At 37.0% G+C, this 22,702-nt stretch carries 17 protein-coding genes; 4 read left to right on the top strand and 13 right to left on the bottom strand.

Features of this window, described 5'->3' with window-relative positions; all coding sequences use genetic code 11:
• Positions 1-10: 10 nt before the first annotated feature.
• Positions 11-817 (bottom strand): crotonase/enoyl-CoA hydratase family protein, encoded by an 807-nt coding sequence (locus ABR854_RS14210; protein WP_350266076.1) that lies wholly within the window; start codon positions 815-817, stop codon positions 11-13.
• 225 nt (positions 818-1,042) lie between these two features.
• Here ABR854_RS14210 and ABR854_RS14205 point away from each other — a divergent pair, with 225 nt between their 5' ends.
• Positions 1,043-2,692: a hypothetical protein gene (locus ABR854_RS14205; protein ID WP_350266075.1), complete on the top strand. Its 1,650-nt coding sequence runs from the start codon at positions 1,043-1,045 to the stop codon at positions 2,690-2,692.
• Between the two features lie 63 nt (positions 2,693-2,755).
• On the opposite strand, the gene ABR854_RS14200 is transcribed toward ABR854_RS14205, so the two are convergent.
• The 6 genes from ABR854_RS14200 to ABR854_RS14175 form a co-directional block, all read right to left on the bottom strand.
• Positions 2,756-5,152 (bottom strand): M1 family metallopeptidase, encoded by a 2,397-nt coding sequence (locus ABR854_RS14200; protein ID WP_350266074.1) that lies wholly within the window; start codon positions 5,150-5,152, stop codon positions 2,756-2,758.
• A gap of 255 nt (positions 5,153-5,407) precedes the next feature.
• A complete protein-coding gene (locus ABR854_RS14195; protein WP_350266073.1) occupies positions 5,408-5,851 on the bottom strand; it encodes a peptidylprolyl isomerase in 444 nt (147 codons plus the stop codon).
• Positions 5,852-5,937: 86 nt separating this feature from the next.
• A complete protein-coding gene (gene moaA, locus ABR854_RS14190) occupies positions 5,938-6,924 on the bottom strand; it encodes a GTP 3',8-cyclase MoaA (RefSeq protein WP_350266072.1) in 987 nt (328 codons plus the stop codon).
• A gap of 332 nt (positions 6,925-7,256) precedes the next feature.
• Positions 7,257-7,499: an ATP synthase F1 subunit epsilon gene (gene atpC, locus ABR854_RS14185; protein WP_188767103.1), complete on the bottom strand. Its 243-nt coding sequence runs from the start codon at positions 7,497-7,499 to the stop codon at positions 7,257-7,259.
• Between the two features lie 84 nt (positions 7,500-7,583).
• On the bottom strand, positions 7,584-9,089 hold the full coding sequence (gene atpD / locus ABR854_RS14180) for a F0F1 ATP synthase subunit beta (RefSeq protein WP_350266071.1): 1,506 nt from the start codon (positions 9,087-9,089) through the stop codon (positions 7,584-7,586).
• Between the two features lie 381 nt (positions 9,090-9,470).
• The gene (locus ABR854_RS14175) at positions 9,471-12,065 is read right to left on the bottom strand and encodes a hypothetical protein (protein ID WP_350266070.1); all 2,595 of its coding nucleotides are present in this window, start codon (positions 12,063-12,065) and stop codon (positions 9,471-9,473) included.
• A 218-nt stretch (positions 12,066-12,283) separates the two neighbouring features.
• Here ABR854_RS14175 and ABR854_RS14170 point away from each other — a divergent pair, with 218 nt between their 5' ends.
• Positions 12,284-13,129, top strand: coding sequence for a UbiA family prenyltransferase (locus ABR854_RS14170; RefSeq protein WP_350266069.1), 846 nt, complete (start codon positions 12,284-12,286; stop codon positions 13,127-13,129).
• Between the two features lie 136 nt (positions 13,130-13,265).
• Here the strand turns inward: ABR854_RS14170 and ABR854_RS14165 are convergent, their stop codons facing one another.
• On the bottom strand, positions 13,266-13,778 hold the full coding sequence (locus ABR854_RS14165) for an RNA polymerase sigma factor (RefSeq protein WP_350266068.1): 513 nt from the start codon (positions 13,776-13,778) through the stop codon (positions 13,266-13,268).
• A gap of 320 nt (positions 13,779-14,098) precedes the next feature.
• On the opposite strand from ABR854_RS14165, the gene ABR854_RS14160 reads away from it, so the two are divergent.
• On the top strand, positions 14,099-15,019 hold the full coding sequence (locus ABR854_RS14160) for a sugar phosphate isomerase/epimerase family protein (RefSeq protein ID WP_350266067.1): 921 nt from the start codon (positions 14,099-14,101) through the stop codon (positions 15,017-15,019).
• Positions 15,020-15,113: 94 nt separating this feature from the next.
• Here the strand turns inward: ABR854_RS14160 and ABR854_RS14155 are convergent, their stop codons facing one another.
• From ABR854_RS14155 to ABR854_RS14135, 5 genes are all read right to left on the bottom strand, one after another.
• The gene (locus ABR854_RS14155) at positions 15,114-16,448 is read right to left on the bottom strand and encodes an MFS transporter (RefSeq protein WP_350266066.1); all 1,335 of its coding nucleotides are present in this window, start codon (positions 16,446-16,448) and stop codon (positions 15,114-15,116) included.
• A gap of 136 nt (positions 16,449-16,584) precedes the next feature.
• The gene (locus tag ABR854_RS14150) at positions 16,585-16,908 is read right to left on the bottom strand and encodes a hypothetical protein (protein ID WP_350266065.1); all 324 of its coding nucleotides are present in this window, start codon (positions 16,906-16,908) and stop codon (positions 16,585-16,587) included.
• Positions 16,909-17,158: 250 nt separating this feature from the next.
• The gene (locus ABR854_RS14145; protein WP_350266064.1) at positions 17,159-18,064 is read right to left on the bottom strand and encodes a prohibitin family protein; all 906 of its coding nucleotides are present in this window, start codon (positions 18,062-18,064) and stop codon (positions 17,159-17,161) included.
• 407 nt (positions 18,065-18,471) lie between these two features.
• Complete coding sequence (locus tag ABR854_RS14140; protein ID WP_350266063.1) at positions 18,472-19,392, bottom strand: sugar phosphate isomerase/epimerase family protein; 921 nt, start codon at positions 19,390-19,392, stop codon at positions 18,472-18,474.
• Positions 19,393-19,462: 70 nt separating this feature from the next.
• Positions 19,463-19,984 (bottom strand): KdsC family phosphatase, encoded by a 522-nt coding sequence (locus ABR854_RS14135; RefSeq protein WP_350266062.1) that lies wholly within the window; start codon positions 19,982-19,984, stop codon positions 19,463-19,465.
• An 86-nt stretch (positions 19,985-20,070) separates the two neighbouring features.
• Here ABR854_RS14135 and pbpC point away from each other — a divergent pair, with 86 nt between their 5' ends.
• Positions 20,071-22,551 (top strand): penicillin-binding protein 1C, encoded by a 2,481-nt coding sequence (gene pbpC, locus ABR854_RS14130; RefSeq protein WP_350266061.1) that lies wholly within the window; start codon positions 20,071-20,073, stop codon positions 22,549-22,551.
• The last annotated feature ends 151 nt before the right edge of the window (positions 22,552-22,702 follow it).

Genomic DNA, 22,702 nt, shown 5'->3' with positions numbered 1-22,702 from the left:
AAAATCTTTATCAATTCTCGAAATTAGCATCACGTTTTTGCATTTTAGCGGCAAAGGCCTCTTGAAGGTCGTTTGAGAGCAACATGGCGGCATTCCAAGTTGCCATGTAGTTGAGTCCGTCAGCCACTGAGTGGTCACGGGTGTGAAGCAAAATATGTTTTGTTCCACGAATCGACAACGGTGATTTTGACGCAATCGTAGCAGCTATTTTCATTACTTCCTGCATCATCGTAGCTTTATCAGCAAATGAGCGATTGACGATACCAATTTTCTCGGCTTCTTTCCCCTCTATATTTCGGCCAGTATAGGCCATTTCTCGCACCAGTCCATCGCCAATGAGTTTAGGTAAACGCTGCAAAGTACCTAAATCGGCCACCATTCCCATATCAATTTCTTTGATTGTAAAATAAGCATCATCGGTGCAATAACGCATATCACAACCACAAACTAAATCTATTCCACCACCAATGCAACCACCATGAATGGCTGCCAAAACAGGTTTTGAGCAGTTTTCGATAGCATTGATGGGTGCTTGCAGACGAAACACATCTTTACGCACACGCTCACGTCGGCGGGCATCACAGGCGATGTTGGTCTGAGAAACTGACATCAACAGACTCAAATCAATTCCTGCACAAAAATGCTTGCTTTCGCCACCTTCGAGTACTACAACTCTTACTTCGGGATTTTCGTCGAGGTATTCAAAAACTTCGGTGATTTCGTCCCAAGCAGTTTGATTCAAAGCATTGGCTTTTTCGGGGCGATTGATTATCACATGAGCAATATGGTCTTCGATTGATAGTTTGAGTGTTTGCATGATGGTTTTGTTGTCTAAATTATGTTGAATATCTAATATCTCTGTTTGTAAAGTACTTACTATTTTCCAATACCAATCATTGTAAGTTGCTGAAAATCAATAACTTGTCAAAACTAATAGAATCCTAATGTCAGATATCAAAATTCTGTTGCAACTTTGAGGCAATTATATAGGCTAAAAAACTCTTTTTGAAAAATAAATAGAGACAAGATATTCAAAAAAGCAATGAAAACACAACGGCTCTTTACTGTTTTTCTACTCATAAGTTTATCTCCTTTTGCATATTTCTTTACCAAATATGCCGTTAGCCTACCTTTTTTTGATGATTACTGGGCTGTTTATGATTTTACATGGATGGCTGAAAAAAAATATAGAGAAAAAGGTAATATAATTCCAGATTATCTCTTTGCTTCAAATTTAGAGCATATTATTGCTTACACCAAGGGCACAGCTTTAGTTCTGTATGTTTTTCTCAGAGAAAAATTTAGTTTAATATACATGATGATTATCGGCAATGGGTCTTGGTTTGCAAGTATATGTATGATGGCTTGTGTATTTAAGAGACATACGGGGGCATCATGGCTTTGGCTTTCACTTTTTCCTTTAATTGGAATCTCGCTACAATTCTACGAAAACTACTTTTGGGGAATGGCTTCGCACCAAAATTTTTCGGTTATTCTTTTTTCAATAATTGCTTTATATTGCTTGTGCTTCATAAAAAATCCAAGATTGTGCTCTTTTTTGGCTCTATTCTTTGCTGTTTTGGCCTATCTCACGAGTAGCACAGGTATCATGGTATTCTATACAGGAACTCTCTTGCTTTTTTTACAAAAGAGGTATTTCGGTGGAAGTATTTGGCTCACTTTTTCTTTAATCGGTACGATTATTTTATCAAAAATGTCAATGACTGATAATAGTATCATGCTTGAAATTGATAAAGTTTTAAATACGCTGAGGTTTATTGGGGGAATTGCACATTTTGAAGGAGATAGTACACTTTCACTAATATTAGGGGTATTATCAAGCTTGGGATTACTATACTACATCATTAAATCTGATATTTTAAAAGGTGGAAAACCAGACAGGGCCGAACTATTCTTTTTTGCAATAGTGCTATTTGCAATGCTTGTAGGAGTTGTTGCAGGGCATAAACGTCCAGATGTTCTCATCAGTCGCTATAAAGTTTATTCTACTATTATCATCTTATCACTCATTCCCCTTTTGTATCTTAGATTTTTTCAAACCCCAAGCCGCGTTAAACACTTATTTTTGACAATTACGCTCTTTTTGGCATTTTTTTATAACATACTATCTACTTGGGTATATTCGTATGATATAAAAAAAAATTATGAGTATTTAGTGGCAGATACGTATAATTGGTATGTAAACGATAAAATCACAGCTCAGTTTCAAGCATTTTGTGATAATGATTATTATAAGTCTTTAATGAAAGACCTAAAAGTGCAAGTACCCACCAACGGAAATGTTGATTTTTTAATTAAAAATCTAAAGAATACAACAAAATCAGCGGAAGGAATAGCAATAAATACATCTTATAAAGTGGAGAATACAGTTGCGGGTTGCTCAATGAAAAAACTAAGCGTTTCTGCGGTCTTACCTGATAATATATCTTCAGCAGATGACTTTTACTTGGTTCTATCATCCGAGACAAAGGATTTTGTTTTTTCTTTTTTCCCTCAGCGAAATAGTTTATTAGAAAGCATAAAAAAACAAAGCAATTTTAGCCAAACTTTGATGCAGACTGCTTATTTACAGTATCTACCTGTGGGAAATTATGAAATGAGTATCGTGCGTTTGGGAAACCAAAAACCTTTGAGGTATAGTAATCAAAAACCGATTTTGATAAAGATTTAAGTAAAAAAGCGTGAAGAACTCAGTTCTTCACGCTTTTTTACTTAAATCTTGCGATAAACTTCTTTATTTCTTATCACCACTCGTTTGAGTTCCGGCTGGTTTGTTTTTCAATGCTTCTTGCATTGGGTTTGAACTGCCACCGCCAAAACTTCTTTGCTTAAAGGCCTGGAATTTTGTTGGTTGCTCAGGCTCTTTCGGGAAAGCATTATCCGAAGTGTCAATATCTGGAATTTCGTGATAAGGGTCAAGTTTAAATTTGGCTACTTTTTTAGTTGTTACCAACGTTTTCTTTACTTCTTTATCGTTCAAACGCCAAATTTCGGCTGGAATTCTTACGTCTTCTTTAGTACCATCTTCAAACTGCATTTGAATAATAATTGGCATAATTAAGCCACCTTTATTTTTCAGATTTACTACGTAAAAATTCTTTCCTTCTTCGATGAGTTTTCTATCATCTTCGCTCAAAGTTGATAAATATTGTTCGTATTTTTTCTTATCGGCATCAGTTACGGCATATCTATCATAGGTATTATAGAAATCCTTCATGGTTGGGTCTGCCTCAACAACGGTTTCTTTAATATCGGTTTTATTACGGATATTACTCAAAGTCTGTGCTTTTGCATCGGCATCGGCTTTAGCGGCTGCTTTTAGCTTGGTTGGGTCTTGGCTGTCGATACTATACCATTCTACATTGGCAATTGCTTGGTCGGCAGGCTCAACGCCGTAGAACCAGCCTTTCCAGAACCAATCTAAATCAACACCCGAAGCATCTTCCATCGTGCGGAAGAAATCTGCTGGTGTTGGGTGTTTAAATGCCCAACGGCGAGAATATTCTTTAAAAGCATAATCAAATAATTCACGACCCATTACGCTTTCACGCAAAATGTTCAGACCAGTTGCAGGTTTTGAGTAAGCATTTGGGCCAAAAGTTCCTGGCAAAATATTATCCGAACTACTCATAATAGGATTTTGTTTGGCAGCATCAATTTTCATGTAGCCAGTAATTGCCTGTGGCTCAATCCCGCCTACTGGGAAATTTCTGTCCCACTCTTGCGAAGCCAAACATTCCAAAAATGTATTCAAACCTTCATCCATCCACGACCACTGACGTTCGTCAGAGTTGACAATCATCGGGAAGAAATTATGTCCAACTTCATGAATTACTACCGAAATTAAGAAGTTTTTTGTGCCTTCCGAGTAAGTACCATCAGCTTCAGGTCTTGCTCCATTGAAGCTCATCATTGGGTATTCCATACCGCCAACCGAACCATGCACTGAGTAAGCGACTGGATAAGGATAAGCAATGCTACGCTTTGAATAACTTGTGAGCGTGTGTGCAACCACTCTCGTTGAGTATTGTCCCCAAAGTGGATTAGCTTCTTTCGGGTAAAGCGACATCGCCCAAACTTTTTTGCCTTCTACATCAACTTGCATGGCATCCCAGATAAATTTACGAGAAGCCGCAAAAGCAAAGTCACGCACATTTTTAGCAGCATAAACCCAAGTCTTTTTGCCAGTTGGCTGGCCTTGGGCGGCACTCCGCTTCTCAGCAGCTTCTGCTTCTTCTTGCGTTACGATGGCAATTGGAGTTTTAGTGTTTTTTGCTTGCTCCAAACGCTTGATTTGCGTAGTTGTCAAAACATCTTTTGCATTTTGAAGTTCGCCCGTTGCACCAACAACCATGTCGTTTGGAACAGTCAGAGCTACTTTATAATCGCCAAATGGTAGTGTAAACTCGCCTTGACCTAAAAATTGTTTGTGTTGCCAGCCGTTTACATCATCATAAACCGCCATGCGTGGAAACCATTGAGCAATCTCATATAAAACATTTCCATCCTTCGGGAAAAGTTCGAAACCACTTCTTGCTCCACTTCCTTTCAAATCTACGATATTAAATTTCCAATCAACTTGTAACGTAAAAGCCATGCCTTTTGCCAAAGGTGTTGGTAAATCAATACGCATCATGGTTTCGTTGATGGTATATTTCAAATCTTTTCCGAGAGCATCTTTTACAGCCGAAATCTTATAGCCATAATCTTTAGCATTTGCTCCAGTCATATTGCCCAAAGTATTGAAACTTGCACCATTAGCTGGGTTAATGGCAGATTGACCAATGCTTGTACCCATCGAACCTTTTGCAAAGAGATTTTGGTCGAGTTGCAGCCATAAATACCTTAATTCTTCGGGGGCGTTATTGGTATAAGTGATTTTTTCAGTTGCTGTTATCGACTGTTTTGAGTCGTCCAGTTCAGCCTTGATGTCGTAGTCGGCTTTTTGTTGCCAATAATCTCTCCCAGGGCTACCCGCTGCCGTACGGAAAGTGTTTGGTGTAGGCAATGCCGCTCCTATTTGTTCAAATCGGGTATTGGCATTGTATTCGGTAGTGGCCGCAGGACGTTGGGCTTGAACCACCAAACTACAACTTAGGGTAAGTAGGGTAAAGATGGATAGTTTTTTCATATAAAATGGATGAAGTTTGATTTTATGCGAAGATAGAAAGAAATAATTATTTTTGATGAAGCAAAAAGAAAAAGCTACTCGATAAACAAGTTTCGGAGTAGCTAAAAATCAATATCCTACAAAATTAGAACGCTGATAACGCAGATACAAGTAACGCAGATTCACACAGATGTTTAAATCAGCGTTTATCTGCGTTTGAAAATCAGCGTCATCAGCGTTCTAAAATCTCATTGATTGTCAAACAATGATAAAACATTAGGCATCAACTTCAATGATATTGATTTTTTGGATTTTATCGCCTTGACGAATCGCATCAACAACATCAAGACCTTCAATGACTTTACCGAAACAAGTATGATTACGGTCTAAGTGTTGCGTATTTGAGCGGTTGTGGCAGATAAAAAACTGCGAACCACCAGTATTACGACCACGGTGAGCCATCGAAAGTACACCTTTATCGTGGTATTGGTTATTTCCTGTCAATTCGCAAGGAATTGTATATCCTGGGCCACCAGCACCCGTACCAGTTGGATCGCCACCTTGAATCATAAAGTTTGGAATCACACGGTGGAAAATCAAACCATCGTAGAAACCTTTTTTTGCTAAAGTAACAAAGTTATTTACTGCAATCGGAGCATCTTGCTCATAAAATTCGATTGTCATTGTACCTTTGTCGGTAATCATTTCTGCTTTTAACATACTTTTTTTGAATTTGGTAATTTGTAAAGTTTTATTCTAATTTTAATATTCTATCATCCTATCATTGAATCATTCTCTCATTGGATTTATCCACCAATCGTTGTCATTGATTCTGAAACTACGCTTGTACGACGATTTTCGGCCTCAAAACCATCTTTTGCTCGATTTTGAAGGGCATCATAAATGCGTTGTTTAATTTCTTCATTAGATAATTTCTGACGCATAAAATCTCTTACATTGAAAACACCGTCATCGTACAAACAAGTTCGGAAACTGCCCGTAGGCGTTACACGAATACGATTACAAGTACCGCAGAAAGTGCGACTAAATGCTGCAATTACGCCGACTGTTCCTTTAAAGTTGGGAACATGATAGTTGTAAGAGGTAGAGTTTGGTTCGTCTTGTAATTTGTACAACTCGGGGTGAGCCGAACGAATCAAATCTATAATTCGCTTATAATTCCAAAATTCCATTTGTTCGGGGCGAAGTCCTTCCCCGTTAAATGGCATTTCTTCGATAAATCTCAATGAAACGTTTTGATTGCGAGCTAATTCGACCATTGATAAAATATCTTCGTCGTTTTTGCCCGCCATCACTACCGTATTGATTTTTACTGGAATATCATGTTCGAGAAGTGCTTCGAGTGTTGCCCAAACCTTCGGAAATTCATCTCGGCGGGTAATTTCAAAGAATCGTTGGCGGTCGAGCGAATCAAGGCTAAGATTAACCGAACTGATGCCAATTTTCTTTAATTCTGGCACTAATGGAGCGGTAAGTACACCATTGGTCGTAATATTGATTTTATTGATTCCCTCAATTTCCGACAATTTCCACAGAAAAGGAATAATATCTCGACGAACAAAAGGTTCTCCGCCCGTAATTCTGACTTTACTAATGCCCATTTCGGCCAAAATCGTGCAAAGTCGAATCATTTCTTCGTAGCTCAATAAATGCGGTTTGGGCAAATATTGGATTCCTTCTTCGGGCATACAATAAAAGCAACGCAAATTACAGCGGTCGGTAACGGCCAATCGCAGGTAATTAATGGGTCTTCCGTGATTATCTATGAGCATCAATACGATAAGTAATAGTTACATAACCTATTTATAATCTTTGAGGTTCAAAAATTATTGATGGTTGTTGTTGTTTATTGTTTAAGTAAATAGACAATACTGCATGGTAATTTTTAAATCAGTGTAAATCTGTAAAAATCAGCGTCATCTGCGTTCCTTTTTTGACAAAATTAGCACGCAGATGACACTGATATAGCAGATTACCACAGATTTTTCACTATAAAATAAAAATTGTCATGTAACATTTAAATATACTCTCATTTCGCATAAAAAACCAAAAGAGGCACAGAATTCTCTATGCCTCTTTCGGATATTCTTTTCAAGAAAAGTTTTTAAGCTACTGACTCAGCTAAAACCAAAACTTTATTTTTGGCTGCTTCAACTACGCCACCATCCACAACGAAAGTTTCTTTTTTGCCGTTGGCTTCGATAACTAAGTTTCCTTTAGCGAGTGTGCTAACGATGGGTGCGTGGTTATTCAAAATTTGAAATCCACCGTTGCTTCCTGGTAAAATTACCGAGTCAACAACACCAGCGTAAACTTTCTTATCAGGAGTAATTATTTCTAAGTTCATTTTGCTTCGCAATTAAGAATTAAAAATTGAGAATTAGGAATTACTGATTCCATACATTCTTAATTCTTAATTCTACATTCTTAATTATTTAGACGCTTCTGCGATTAATTTTTCTCCTTTCACAACTGCATCTTCGATAGTTCCTACTAAGTTGAATGCAGCTTCTGGAAGGTGGTCATAATCTCCATCCATGATTTGGTTAAAGCCTTTGATTGTATCGTTGATGTCAACCAAAACTCCTTTCAAACCTGTAAATTGCTCAGCAACGAAGAATGGTTGAGATAGGAAACGCTGTACACGTCTTGCACGTGATACTGTCAATCTATCTTCTTCGGAAAGTTCTTCCAAACCAAGGATTGCAATAATATCTTGTAATTCTTTGTAACGTTGTAAGATATTCTTCACACGTTGAGCTGTGTTGTAGTGAGCATCGCCCAATACTTGTGCCGACAAAATACGTGAAGATGAATCAAGAGGGTCAACCGCAGGATAAATACCTAACTCAGCAATTTTACGACTCAATACAGTTGTTGCATCAAGGTGGGTAAATGTTGTTGCAGGAGCAGGGTCAGTCAAGTCATCGGCAGGAACGTAAACAGCTTGTACTGATGTAATCGAACCACGCTTTGTTGAAGCGATACGCTCTTGCATAGTACCCATTTCAGTTGCCAATGTTGGTTGGTAACCTACCGCTGATGGCATACGACCTAAAAGGGCAGATACCTCAGAACCCGCTTGAGTAAAACGGAAGATATTATCAATAAAGAAAAGGATATCACGACCTTTACCTTCGCCATCACCATCACGGAAGTGTTCGGCTACTGTCAAACCCGAAAGGGCTACACGAGCACGAGCTCCTGGAGGCTCATTCATTTGACCGAAGATAAATGTTGCTTGTGATTCTTTCAAAGCTTCTCTATCTACTACGCTCAAATCCCAGCCACCTTCTTCCATCGAATGTTTGAATTTGTCACCGTATTTAACGATACCAGACTCAATCATCTCACGGAGTAGGTCATTACCCTCACGAGTACGCTCACCTACACCCGCAAATACTGAAAGACCAGCATAAGCTTTGGCAATATTATTAATCAACTCTTGAATCAATACGGTTTTACCAACACCTGCACCACCAAAGAGACCAATTTTACCACCTTTTACGTAAGGAGCAAGTAGGTCAATTACTTTGATACCAGTGAAAAGTACTTCGGTTGCAGTTGCTAAGTCTTCAAACTTAGGAGCAGCACGGTGAATCGACATACCTTTGGTAGTCACTTCGCCCAAACCATCAATCGCTTCACCAACAACGTTGAACAAACGACCTTTGATTTCATCGCCCGTAGGCATCGTGATAGGAGAACCTAAGTGAAGTACTTCCATTCCACGTTGTAAGCCTTCAGTTCCTTCCATCGCAATGGCACGAACTCGGTCTTCACCAAGGTGTTGTTGAACTTCAAGAATTACTTTCTGACCGTTTGCCTTAGTTACTGACAACGCATCAAGAATTGGAGGAATTTGAGAATTTTCGCCTTCAAAACTTACGTCCACTACGGGTCCGATAATCTGAGAGACTTTACCGATATTTGCCATTTATTGAGAATTTTAAATTAAAATCTGAAACGTTGATTTTAGTGTACTCGCATTTCAGCGTGCAAAATTAGATAATCAAGTTCTGAAAAGCAAAACTTGTGACATAGTTTTTGTATTTTTTTTAGAGAAAAGTGCTTTTTCTGCCCTATTTGTTGGAGTAAAAGAGGAAAATTGGTTTAGTAGAAGATTGAAGTTGAACATTTTCTTAGAAAAACAACTTACAGGGTCTATTTATTCGCCTTGAAATTCCTATACTTTATCTCTTTGCTTCGCTTTGTGTATTGAAAAAGCTTAATTTTACAATTGAAGTATAATTTTAATGAAAGTAATCTTCGTTATTTTCGCTTTCACGGTATTTAAGAGAAAATACAAACATTTTTTTTATGACTCTAAAATTTCTTTGTAAGAAATGGTATATTCTTCAGAGTATAGACGCTGATAATCTTTGGCAAATTTCTCATAAGTGCTTTTGGCGAGCGTGTGCTTACCCAAGTGAACTAAAGCTCGGCATTTGAGTGACATCGCAATTTCATCAACCGAATCGAATTTGAAAATATTGTCGGCAATCTCTACAATTTCTTCGGCGTTGTCGTTAATGTTGAGTTTTTTAGAATACGCCAAATATGTATCAATAACTTTGTTGGAGATTTCTCCCTTGAAATCATCAAGCCATTCGTACTCAACGTTTAACAAGAAACCACCACGATTAATAATTTCGGTTAAGATATTTATTTGTTCTACGCTCAGTGTTTTCTTAGTAGTTGTGAGTTTCTGAAATTCAAAATAGTCAATATAGACAAGGTTTGGGTCGAATATGATTTTCCAGTTTCCTGTATCCTTAGTAATTTCAATCGTTGGTAATTGCTCAAAAATACTTTTCAACTTTGTAATATTGACCGAACGATTATTTCTGGCACTATTGGTGGTTTTATCGAACCAAAACATTTCATTCAACTGAGCTGAGTTTACACCTTTTCCCCATTTAATTGAATGAAGAAGCAGGTACAAAAACATTTCTTTGAGCAATGGCGTAAACTGATTGGTTATATTTACCCCTTTACCATTTAAAAACTGAAAACCACCGAATAGTAATATTTGCCCCTTATTGAAATCCTCTTTTGGGTCTATGCCAATTATTTTATCTTCAGTAATAATTTTAGTCTCAACAATTACTTTCTCTTCGGCTGTTGTTGGGCTAAATTGTTGATTTATATTTTCTCTCTTTTTTCTGAGGTAAAACAGTCCTATTAAAAAAGTAATTATCAAAAAAGGTAAGGCATAAAGTATATTTTTGACCAAGTTTTCTGAGAAATTACTCTTCTCTTTGGCTACAACTGGAAGATTTGAGGGTGGAAAATCAAGTGAATAAATGGTGATTTCGGTTGAGTCGGCGGGTGGACGTTCGTGGAAACTTGTTACGCAGAAAAGCTTTGAGTTAGATTCATCAAAAAATAAATCTGCCGTGCTTGCTACATCCAAAAACTTGTACGGAATTTCCTTCGAGATTGGCATAATCTCAGGTTTAGACAACGAACCTTCGATAAGTTGAAGACTTGAGTTAAATTTTAGTTGGTTGTAAATCAGGCCATAGAAAGAGTCATTTTCTTTATTGATAATTAGCGAAGAGGCCACCGCAAAAGGACTTTCTGGCACTTTCAAATCATAGATCTTTCGGGCAGAGTTTGTTTCCCAGTCAATCTCAAATAAATCGTAATAATTTTGTGGATTTAGACCTTGATCGCCCGTTTTTGAGCCAAACCCTCCAAAAATATATGATTTTGTGGCGGTTTTATTTCCCAGTCCAAACATATAACGAGGTTCAATCACATCACCTTTTAGGGTCAGATTTGACCAAGTATTGGTTTGAAATGAGTATTTTTGGATAAGGTTTTTGTATTTATATTGTCCGTAACCGCCAATCAGAGCAATGGCAGAATCGTTGGGATATACAAACTTGTTATGATGCCAATATTCGGTAAGAGTATATTTTTCGTTGGGCGAAATATCCCAAGAATTATTGTTTGAATGATAGTTGAAAAGCTTTTTTTCGTTAAGTCTGATGTTAATATGCCTATTTTTTGATGTTAAAAACAGGCCTAAATCTCCAAAAGTGAATTTTTTGTGCTTTTGTAAAAAATCTTTTGAGCTTAGAGAATCGTTTAGTGTTTTATAAAAAAAAGATTTTTGGTCAGTATTGATGATAAATTTTTTCTGATTAGAATCGAAACTAAAACTTATATTTCCTTTTACCTTAATCTTAGTAAGTTGTTTCCATTCATAATGTTTGCGGAGTAGCCATTGGGCATTTTTAGTGATAGCTTTTTGCCCACCAACAATATCAACTGTTTCATTGCCAAAAATTTCTTTCAATGGCCAGTGGTGTGTAGTTTCCGTACCTGATTTAAGAATGATATTGCGTACATACATCGGAAGGCCATCGCTTGTCAAGAATTTTGGGTTTGAACATTCCCCAAAATAAACTTTGAAACATTGATTAAATCGGAATGGGATATTTCCTGCACCCAGAAGTTTATTATTGCAAAAAATTTGTAGTTGATTATTTTGAATTTTTATTCTAAACTGACTCCATTTAGAATATAACGAAGCAGAATCTAACTGTTGATTGAGTTTTATGTCTGTATCGCCCGAAATTATTCTAAAATTTTGTTGTTTTCCCTGCGAGTCAGATTGAAACAGCAGGTCAATATTTTTATCTTCTTGGGTGATAATTCTGAATACATAACCAAAATATGAACTGACTTTTGGTTTAAATTTTAGTTCAAAGCTTAAATCGAGGCTACTATTGGAGCAAATAGCTTCATCATTGCCCAATACTAATGTTGTTCGTTTATCTGTTACAACCTCATGCCCTAAAAACTCTAACCCATATTCTTGTCCGATTGTGTCGAAGAACAAAAATTGGATAAGTGAAAACAAAATACAAAATATTTTTAGTTGATAGGTTAGTTTGGGCATTGTGTATAAATAGATAAATGAACCTTGAAATTTAACCACAAATTTATCAGCCTTACGAATAATGCGTATAGAATCTGTAAATAAACATATTTTTTAATAATATTGTCTAATATTTTAAAAAATATTAGTATTAAATCAGCAACAAATTTACACATTTTGTTTTAAGTAGTCATTTGTTTATATTTGGGATATACAAAACGCCGTGTTCAACTAAAATAATGACTCCAAAAGACATTCTACTCCATTTAAGGCTGCCATTTTCATTTTTCTTGATGCCTGTTTACTGGTTTGCTATCAGTCAAACTCCGAGTCCGGATAAATCAAAGGCATTTTGGATTCTTATAATCCTTCATGTTTTTATTTATCCTGCCAGTAATGCATATAATAGCTATTTCGATAAAGATGAGGGTAGTATTGGTGGCCTCGAAAAACCACCTGCTGTCGATAAAAAACTCTTCTGGGTTTCGTGGATAATTGATGTGTTCGCAGTAATTATTAGTCTGGTGGTGCTTGATTGGGTGTTTGCACTGATGATTTTTGTTTATGGATTAGTATCAAAGGCATATAGCGATGATAAAATTCGACTAAAAAAATATCCAATTTTAAGTTGGTTTATTGTTGGTTTGTTTCAGGGGGCATTTACTTATTTTTCGGTGATAATGGTTTTTGACAAAGATATTGAGCATTTGAAATCTCAAATTTTACCTTCTATAATAAGTACACTAATGCTGTGGGCGGTTTATCCGATGTCGCAGATTTATCAGCATGAAGAAGATGCCAAGCGTGGCGACACCACAATGAGTATTTTGCTCGGTATCAGAGGAACTTTTGTGTTTACGGCTCTTGTATTCTCAATTGCCTTTACTGGTTTTTTCTTTTATTTCAGTCAGGCAGACTTTGTCACTTTATTGATTTTTAATCTGCCAACGCTTGCTTTTTTCGGTTGGTGGTTTCTGAAAACATTAAAAGATAAAGATCAGGCAAATTTCAGAAATACAATGTGGCTCAATTTGCTTGCTTCGGTTTGCCTAAATGGTTTTTATATTTGGTTGTGTGTGAAATAAAAACGTAGGTTTTAATCTTGTTTAACTCCTGTCCGAAAATGAAAAAAGGTTGTCAGCAGAGCATACAACCTTTTTGAACCTTCCTCTTTTTTAACCAAAAACCACAGGATGACTGAAGTCATCAAAAAAATATTATTTAGAAAGCATAAGCATACATATAAAGCTTATCTTTCAATTCCTTTCTTGCAATGTGTATTCTGTTTTTCACAGTGCCAATCGGAATGCTTAGTTTCTGAGCAATCTCGTGGTATTTAAAACCCTTAAAGTGCATCATAAATGGTTGTCTATATGCTTCGTCAAGGGTTTCTACTGCATTATTTATATCTTCCATCGCAAACGATGAATAAGCATCATTATCAACCAAACTTTCAGTACTATTGATATAATGAAGATTATCGGTTGTATCAATAAAAGTATTTTTTCTTACCATACGTTGATAGTTCGTGATGAACGTATTTTTCATAATGGTATAAAGCCATGCTTTCAAGTTTGTGCCATCTGAATATTTATCACGATTCAAGAATGCTTTCATGAGCGTATCTTGTAATAAATCATTGGCATCTTCGTGATCTTTTGTTAACCTCATGGCAAAAGGTTTCAATGACTTTGATGTTTTTGATATAGCGTAGTTGAATTCGATAGCAGTCATAGTTTGTTTATGTTTGTTGATGTAAAGTTAAACAAAAAATAAATACGAAAACAAGTGTTTGTGTAAATAATTTTCAAAAATATTAAACAAATTATTAATACCTTAAAACGTTAATTAATAGATGTTTTATATGAAAATTACATAGTTTTTTTCTTTCGCTCGTTTTTTGTAAATATATTTTTTGTTTAATATAATAGTGATAATGATAAACAAAATATGCAGATCTAAATAAACATATACGTTGAAACGTTAGATTTAGATTTTTCTGAAGCCATTTTTTTTCTAAATTTGATTGAACAAACTTCTATTCAACTATAATTATGTTAAAACTCGGATTTGTAAGTGCGATTCTGGCCGATTTTGGCTTTGAACACGTAGTAGATTTTGCATCAAAACATGGTTTCTCATGTCTTGAAATGATGTGCTGGCCTAAAGAGGGTGGCGAAACTCGCCGTTATGCTGGAGTAACGCACATTGATGTCGATAAACTTGATGCTCAACAAGTAAAATACATTCAATCGTTTTTGCACGAAAAAAACGTCAGTGTTTCGGGCTTAGGTTATTATCCGAACCCGCTTGATGCCGATAAGAAGAAATCAGAATTTTATATTGAGCATATCAAAAAGGTAATCAGGGCTTGCAATACACTTAATATTCCAGTAATGAATACCTTCATTGGGCGTGACCCAAAGAAAAATATTGAAGAGAATCTCAAGATATTTAAGAAACTGTGGAAGCCAATCATCGAAACAGCCGAACAAGAAGGTATAAAAATTGGCATCGAAAACTGCCCAATGTTTTTTACGAACGATGAATGGCCGGGTGGGAAAAACTTGGCAATCAGCCCAGCAGTATGGGACAGAATGTTTGAAACTTTCAAAACGCCACTTTTCGGATTAAATTATGACCCATCGCACATGATTTTTCAAATGATGGACGAAATCAAACCAATTTATCAATACAAAGAGCGTTTGCATCACATTCACTTGAAAGATGTAAAGGTTTATTACGATAAACTGGATAGGGTCGGAATTTTGGCGAATCCGCTCGAATATCATTCGCCAAAACTCGTAGGTTTGGGTGATGTGCGTTGGGGGAAGTTCTTTGCTGCACTGACAGATGTGCGTTATCGTGGCCCAGTAGTAATTGAAGTTGAAGACAAAGCCTACGAAGGAAGCCCCGATGATATTACAAAGGCAATTCTGCAAAGTAGAAATTATATCAGACAATTTTTGCCATAAATTCAATGAGTAAATAACTAAAAAGCCTTCAAAATATATACATTTTGAAGGCTTTTTACATTTACCATTAATCATTTTGCATTAAACATTTCTATCAATGTCCTCCGCCCATTGGCACATTTACATCGCCATCTACTTTCTTAGCCTTGATGAGCATTGTTGCTCCTGCGGCAATCAGTAAAAGTACTCCTGCAAACGTAATGGCTTTTCCAGGGTCATTATTCAAGAAATTTTTCAGAATATACCCAAAAGTAAGTGTTTGAATCAACATCGGAATCACAATCATCATATTAATAATTCCCATATAAACGCCGTAGCGTTCTTTCGGAATTTCACCCACTACAATTAAATATGGAATTCCCATCATACTTGCCCAACCAATTCCAAAACCCGTAATGGCAGGGAAAAGTAAATATTTGTTTTCAATCATCGGAAAGGCCAGAAAGCCAATTCCTGCCAAAATCAAACAGAAAGTGTGTACGAGTTTTGGTGAGTATTTTTTTGCAAAATAAACCAAACTAAATGCCACCAGAAACATTACTATATTATACCAGCCATTTACTAAACCTGTCCAACTAACGGCTTCATTATAAACAGGATTATCCTGATAAGTTGTAGTTTTCCAAACCGATTGTGCAATACTTTTTGAAGAATTCTGCCAATAACAAAACAAAGCATACCACTGAAATAGATAAACTAAAGCCAGTTGCCACATAACTTTTGGCATTTCTCTGATAGCCTGCGGAATATCAACAAATGGAGTTAGAATACTCATTGGAGTGGCTTTCATTTCGGCAAGTTCTTCTTCACTTGGTGGAATTTCGGCGGTTGTACGCATACTCCACCAGACCGAGCCAATCGAGCAAGCTGCACCCAAAAAGAAGGAAGCATAAACCCAAGTAGGTAAAGAACCAGTTGTGCCTAAAAATATCAGAGGGAAGATAAAAATCGAAAGATTTACTAAAGTTTGCCCTAAACCAGTAAAGAAACTTTGTGCCTGAAAGCCCGTAGGTTGTTGCGAAGCATCGAGTTTATCGGCAATGAATGCTCGGTAAGGTTCCATTGCGGTATTGTTGCCTACATCCAAAATCCAGAGAAGACCAGCGGCCATCCATAATGTACTGCTAAACGGATAAAGCAAAAGGGCTAAACTACACATCAATGCTCCAACAAAAAAATATGGTTTACGACGACCAAAACGAGGCGACCAAGTTTTATCGGACATAGCACCGATAATTGGCTGAATCAAAAGACCAGTCATTGGGCCAGCTAAATTGAGCAGCGGAATTTCGTCGGGACTTGCCCCCAAGAAATCATAAATAGGGTTTACAGCACTTTGTTGAAGACCAAAACTATACTGAATGCCAAAGAATCCGACATTCATATTAATGATTTGTGCAAAGGTCAGTTTAGGTTTTGAAAACTGCATTAGGTAAGGTATTAGGTTAAAGTATTAATTGCACAAAGTAAAGAAAAAATTTAATTTTTCTGAAAGATTTCTTGTAAATCAGAATAAAATCAAAGAAAACTAAATCCTATATTTCCTAAAATCGCTTAATTGTGTCTTACTTTTTTGTGGTAGGAAACTCATCAATCCCAAGTGTAGTCAATAACGGATTTAGTGTTTTTGTTGTGATAATTACCTGAAAAAACTTCACTTTCATTGCATCAAAATCGCATACAAATTTATTCTTTACTTTGAGGGTTCGATAAACTGCCGTGTAGTTTACCTTCTTTTGTTCCCAGCCATTTACCGCCAAATTGCTTTGCACACACTCAATTGCTCGTTTAAGGTTTGAAAAATACACCACAAAAGGTTCTCGTTTCCGAACCTCGCTCAATGAGCCGATATAGTTTATAGTTACTTCGTATATGATTGACTGACGCATGGAAATCAATGAGAGAATGATAGAGTTGATGAATAAGTGAATAATTTTATGAATAAGTGTGGCCACATTCTCAATATTCCACCTGTTTTCTTGGAGAATGTAAAAATAAATCTTTTTTGAAAAATTATCTAATTATTTTTCAAGTACGAAACTTTGTCTATACGTTCGGCGTTTTTATGTCATGCTTGTAATACAAAAGAGCCTCGCAGTTATCTGCAAGGCTCTTTTGTATTTCTCGTTTTTATCTTCGCTACTTATCATTTATCATGATGGGCGTATTTCCTTTTCCTCCCATAATAATCACTTTCGAGTTCGGCGAAGTAGCAATTTCTTTTTGAGCTTTAATCATTTCGTACTGTAATTGTTTGTCAGTCAAAGTAGTAGTAATGATTCTTTGATAGTCCGAAATACCTTGTGCCTCTACACGCTTACGTTCAGCTTCTTGCTTTTCTTTCTGCAATACAAACTGCATTTTTTGTGCTTCTTGCTCGGCATTAATTTTCGATTCGATAGTTTTCTTGACAGATTCTGGCAAATTGATGTTTCTGACCAATAATTGTTCTAAAACTAAGCCACGAGACTTGAAATCTGCTTCGATAGCCTTGAAGATTTTTCCTTGAAATTCGTCTCTTTTAGTCGAATACAAAGCTACTGCCTCATAATATGCCGAAATATCTCGAATACGTGTACGGGTAATCGGACGCACGATAACGTCTTCATAATTTGCTCCAATTTTTTTCAAAATGGTAGGGGCTTGGTCGGGTTGCACTCTGTAAAGTACAGTTAAGTCAATCACAACCTCCAAACCATCAGACGAAAGTACTCGAATGGCATCATCGCCTTGTTGTTTACCTTCATCATGAACGCCCGACATGGTATAGTTTTGCGTACGAGTGTCGAACTCAGTCACATCAACTAAAGGATTAATAAAATTCAAGCCACTTGTGAGCGTGCCTTCTTGAACTTTACCAAAAAGCGACTGTACCCCAACTCGTCCTGCATCAATCTGCTTGATGGCCGAAGAGGCAAAGCCTAAAATAATGATAATAAGTCCCACGAATTTGAGCGGGCGAGAAAAACGAGAAAATTGTAAGGAAGGAGTATTGATAGCAAATGCCACTATCAAAATAATTGCTCCGATAACGACTAAAAACATGGTTTTCTGACGGTTTAGATATAGTTTATGCTTTGCTTACGAAAGAATTTCTGAACAAAAGCGTGGCAAACGTACAGCAAGTTGGCAGATATTATCCAAGATTTATATGAATGGTTATTTCTGATTTGCGATATGGTTTATTTCTGTGATAAAGCGTAGAAATGATAAATCAGAGAATTAATACGTTGATTATAAGAGTTTTTGTGAAAACATTCAACTTATCCACAATTGTATCCGCTTGCTAATTTTTGATGTTGTGTAAACGGTAGCATACTAAATATGGTACGTTTTTTAGACTAAGATAGTCAGGGTAAATTTTTTCAAATACTGAAACAATTTACGTGCTTTCTTGTTTTCCATGAACGATAAGTACCGAGCTATTAATTTTTAGATAGCTCGGTCTTTTTTTATCGTAAATATCGTTTTCTGAGCAATTGCATCATATATACATTTATTGCCCATTGGTCGGCTACTGGTTGTTGAGTATATGGTAAAGTTGGCAAATAATTAGGTGGGCCAAATTCGGTCAAAATGGTCATAGTTTCACCTGCTTTCATTTTTCTTTCCAAAACTTTATCCCACCATGCAAAGTGTGCTTTTACGGTACTTTCCCATTCGGGAGCTCTTGGGTCATTGACTTGTGGACCTTCTTGATGCCCAATACGAGCGTGTAGGTGTTCTACTCGTTCCAGTGCCATCGAAACTGTCTCGGCTTGGTCTTCAAGTAAAGACTCATGTACATTACACCAATGTGAAATATCAAGCGTTAGGTGTAAAGCGGGATTTTTTTCAATAAAGTTTCGTGCAATATGAGCCGCAAACATAATTCGCCCTCGGTGGGTTTCGTGGCAAATCTTAATTCCAGTCTTGGCCGATGTTTCGGTCGTATGGTCAATGAAAAGTTTACTTTGCTCGTACGTGAAAAAATCTTTCCCACTATGACAATTAATATACAAAGGCTTCTTGGCCGACTGTGTTGAGGCGGCATTAATTGCTTTTTTGAAACTTTCAAGATTAATGGCTGGATCTTTATGGCCAGAGCCGCATAAGTAGCCAATTTCTAAATCATGCTTTTCGAGAGCTGCAAAAAGTTCTTTTTGGTCTTTGGCTTCGTTTGGCCACCACATTTCGATACCATCATAGCCTTCCTTCTTGGCAGCAGCACAAAAGGCATCGAGCGAACCACTCCAGCCCCAGTTAGTAGCCATTATTTTTAGTTGAAATTTGGAGTCAACATTTGATAGCAAAGGTTTTTCTTGTGCCAGCGTTTCGACCGATGAAAGCAATGCACTCGTAGCAGTTAGACTTATAAATTCTCGACGTTTCATATATTTAATTATGAATGAGTGAATGTTTTGCACTTTTTGCTGGGGGTCGGTACCCGAGCGAAGTCGAGGGTCAAAAAATCTTCATCCACTTACCTTGTTCTTTCATTACCAATTCAATTACTTCACGCACGGCACAATCTCCACCTTTACGAGTTGAATTGAAAGCTGCAACTTCGATGATTTCTTCAACGGCATCGGCTGGGCAAGCAGATAATACTTCTCGGTGCTTCATGATTTCCCAATCGGGCAAATCATCCCCCATAAATACAATCTCATCGGCCGAAAGATTATTATCGGTAATATATTTATCAAAAACGCTTAATTTTTGGTCGGTATTAACGCCCAGAAAAATATCCTTTATGCCCAAAGGCGAGAGTCTTTCTCTAATACTTTCTTCTTTTCCGCCCGAAATAATCGCAATTCTAAATCCCGAACGGATGGCTTTTCCGAGAGCGTAGCCATCTTTTACATTAAATACACGAGCCAATTCTCCACCACGTAGGGCAATAACAGTTGCGTCGGTAAGAACACCATCAACATCAAAAATAAAAGTTGTAATTTTTCGGAGCTGAGATTTGAGTTTAATATCCATGAAATTAGGTTTAGGTCATTCAAAAATAATCTGCATAAAATTCGCATAAATTCGTTTAATTCGTGCATCTGTGTAGCATTATTTTTATGTTTGAACGAATAAACCCTAAACTCAAAGAAATTTTTAAACGCCGTTGTATAAAAGTGTTTTTTGCTTTTATTGTTGTGACGGCGGTGTTAAATCTTTTTTTTCCTCCGAAAGTCAAAGTTCCATATTCTACACTTATTACCGATAAAAAAGGAGAAATTTTACACGCTTTTTTGAGTACAGATGAAAAATGGCGAATGTTTGTAGAACTGAAAGAGATAACACCGACACTACGAAAAGCCATTTTGGCGAAGGAAGACAAATATTTCAATTATCATTTTGGGGTCAATCCGATTGCTATTTTTCGAGCGGCGTTCAATAATGTTACAAAAAATCGTAGAACTTCGGGGGCGAGTACAATCACTATGCAGGTGGTCAGAATGTTAAACCCCGATGAGCGAACGTACTGGAATAAAATCTCCGAAATTATTCGGGCAATTCAACTCGAAATCTTTTATTCTAAAGACGAAATCTTGCAAATGTACCTCAATTTGGTACCTTATGGCTCAAACATCGAAGGTATAAAATCGGCTTCGTATCTGTATTTTCAGAAATCACCCGATAGATTGAGTTTGGCTGAAGTAACTACACTGGTAATTATTCCAAATCGACCAACAAGTTTGCGATTGGGAACGAAAAATCCACTAATCGTTGAAGAACGCAATAAATGGCTCAAACGATTTCAACAAGCGAAAGTGTTTGATATTCAGCTGATTAACGATGCTTTGCGAGAGCCTTTGACTGTGGCACGCCACGAAGCACCGAAAGATGCTCCGCATTTATCGCTTAGGCTCAAAAAACAGTTTGCTGATGAAGCCATTATACATTCGAGCGTCAGCAAAGCCACGCAAACGAAGGTTGAGCAGATGGTGGCAAATTATGTAAATCGTACACGAGCGATGAATATCAATAATGCCGCTGTGTTGGTAATCAATAACGAAACCATGCAAGTAGAGGCATACGTTGGTTCGGCTGGGTTTAATGATAAACTTGATGGTGGACAAGTGGACGGTGTGCAGGCAATTCGCTCGCCAGGAAGTGCCTTAAAACCACTTTTGTATGCTACCGCTTTCGATAAAGGAATTATTACGCCTAAAAATATCATCAACGATGTGCCGACCAATTTCAATGGTTTTGAACCCGAAAATTTCGACCGAAAGTTTAACGGAAAGGTTTCCGTTGAGTTTGCTTTGGCTAATTCGTTGAATATTCCTGCCGTAAAAGTGGTAAAAGATTTAGGTAAAACAACGCTGATTGAACAACTCAAAAAGGCTGATTTTCAGACAGTTAAAAAACAAGAAAAAGATTTAGGGCTTTCAATCGTACTTGGTGGTTGTGGCGTAACGCTCGAAGAAATGACCCAGATTTATGCTGCCTTTGCCAATGACGGAAATTGGCAGAAGTGTAGCTTTTTGAGCATTTCCCCTCCTTTTTTCAAGGAGGGGTGTCCTGACGAAAGTCGGACGGGGTGGTTATTAGGGCATAGCAATTTGAAAAAGCAAGATAGTTGGAGCGAAACCACCCCGTCAAAATTCGGCTTCGCCAGAATTTTGCCACCCCTCCTTGAAAAGGAGGGGAAACAGAAGATTACAGAAAATCTTGTTTCCCCATCAGCCACTTATCTAATCACCGAAATTTTAGCTCAAATTAAACGTCCAGATTTACCCAATAATTTTGATTATACTTATCGTTTACCAAAAATTGCTTGGAAAACAGGCACATCGTTTGGTCGTCGTGATGCTTGGAGTATTGGTTATAATAAAAAATATACGGTTGGAGTTTGGGTTGGAAATTTTTCGGGCGAAGGCGTTCCCGAATTGAGCGGAGCAGAGATTGCCACGCCTTTGCTTTTTCAAATTTTTAATACGATTGATTATAATACTTCGAGCGTTTGGTTTCGTCAGCCAAAGGAAGTTGTATCTCGGCAAGTTTGTGCCGAGTCAGGTGACCTCCCAAGCGAATATTGTAGTAATAAAATTTTAGATTATTCTATCAAAAATATCTCGCACACACGAAAGTGTACGCATCTCAAGAAATTTTATGTAAACCTTTCAGAATCAATGAGTTATTGTACGCAGTGCTTGCCAGTAGATGGATACAAAGAAAAACTTTACAGCAATCTCGCTCCCGAATTGATTAGTTTTTATGAATTAAAACACATTCTTTACGAAAAGATTCCGACCCATAATCCGAATTGCACGAGGTTTTTCAAAACAGCTAATAATGCACCGATTATTACCAATCCGAATAATGGAAGCGAATATTATCTGAGCCAAAATGATACGCAACAAATGCAGTTGGCGTGTCAGACAGCTAATGATGTGCGAGACGTTTATTGGTACATCAACGACCGACTATTACAAAAAACATCAGCTAATAAGCCAGTTTTTTTTACACCAAGTCTCGGTAAACTAAAAATATCTTGCACAGATGATAAAGGCAGAAGTAGTAGTATTTCGGTAATGGTGAAAGGGGAGTAAGTAGGACAAGGTTGTTCGCAACTCCGATTCCAACTTGTCAAATCGAAGAAAAAAGCACGTAAATTGACAATTTATAACGATTATTTAGATTCAAGAACCTTGTTGAATAATAACATTTATTGGTTATTTTTGACAAATAAACAGATAAGCG

This window comes from Emticicia sp. W12TSBA100-4 (assembly GCF_040253585.1).
In the GTDB taxonomy this organism is placed as follows: Bacteria; Bacteroidota; Bacteroidia; order Cytophagales; family Spirosomataceae; genus Emticicia.
Note: the sequence above shows the minus strand (reverse complement) of the source record. Positions and strands in the feature narration are given on the sequence as shown.

Excerpts from the sequence above, each read along its gene's own strand:
- pbpC (WP_350266061.1), top strand. The coding sequence starts at position 20,071 with ATGTTTGAACGAATAAACCCTAAACTCAAAGAAATTTTTAAACGCCGT.
- ABR854_RS14205 (WP_350266075.1), top strand. The coding sequence starts at position 1,043 with ATGAAAACACAACGGCTCTTTACTGTTTTTCTACTCATAAGTTTATCT.
- ABR854_RS14155 (WP_350266066.1), bottom strand. The coding sequence starts at position 16,448 with ATGCAGTTTTCAAAACCTAAACTGACCTTTGCACAAATCATTAATATG.
- ABR854_RS14135 (WP_350266062.1), bottom strand. The coding sequence starts at position 19,984 with ATGGATATTAAACTCAAATCTCAGCTCCGAAAAATTACAACTTTTATT.
- ABR854_RS14170 (WP_350266069.1), top strand. The coding sequence starts at position 12,284 with ATGACTCCAAAAGACATTCTACTCCATTTAAGGCTGCCATTTTCATTT.
- ABR854_RS14140 (WP_350266063.1), bottom strand. The coding sequence starts at position 19,392 with ATGAAACGTCGAGAATTTATAAGTCTAACTGCTACGAGTGCATTGCTT.
- ABR854_RS14145 (WP_350266064.1), bottom strand. The coding sequence starts at position 18,064 with ATGTTTTTAGTCGTTATCGGAGCAATTATTTTGATAGTGGCATTTGCT.
- atpC (WP_188767103.1), bottom strand. The coding sequence starts at position 7,499 with ATGAACTTAGAAATAATTACTCCTGATAAGAAAGTTTACGCTGGTGTT.
- ABR854_RS14160 (WP_350266067.1), top strand. The coding sequence starts at position 14,099 with ATGTTAAAACTCGGATTTGTAAGTGCGATTCTGGCCGATTTTGGCTTT.
- ABR854_RS14210 (WP_350266076.1), bottom strand. The coding sequence starts at position 817 with ATGCAAACACTCAAACTATCAATCGAAGACCATATTGCTCATGTGATA.
- ABR854_RS14150 (WP_350266065.1), bottom strand. The coding sequence starts at position 16,908 with ATGCGTCAGTCAATCATATACGAAGTAACTATAAACTATATCGGCTCA.
- atpD (WP_350266071.1), bottom strand. The coding sequence starts at position 9,089 with ATGGCAAATATCGGTAAAGTCTCTCAGATTATCGGACCCGTAGTGGAC.
- ABR854_RS14175 (WP_350266070.1), bottom strand. The coding sequence starts at position 12,065 with ATGCCCAAACTAACCTATCAACTAAAAATATTTTGTATTTTGTTTTCA.
- ABR854_RS14195 (WP_350266073.1), bottom strand. The coding sequence starts at position 5,851 with ATGTTAAAAGCAGAAATGATTACCGACAAAGGTACAATGACAATCGAA.
- ABR854_RS14165 (WP_350266068.1), bottom strand. The coding sequence starts at position 13,778 with ATGACTGCTATCGAATTCAACTACGCTATATCAAAAACATCAAAGTCA.
- ABR854_RS14200 (WP_350266074.1), bottom strand. The coding sequence starts at position 5,152 with ATGAAAAAACTATCCATCTTTACCCTACTTACCCTAAGTTGTAGTTTG.
- moaA (WP_350266072.1), bottom strand. The coding sequence starts at position 6,924 with ATGCTCATAGATAATCACGGAAGACCCATTAATTACCTGCGATTGGCC.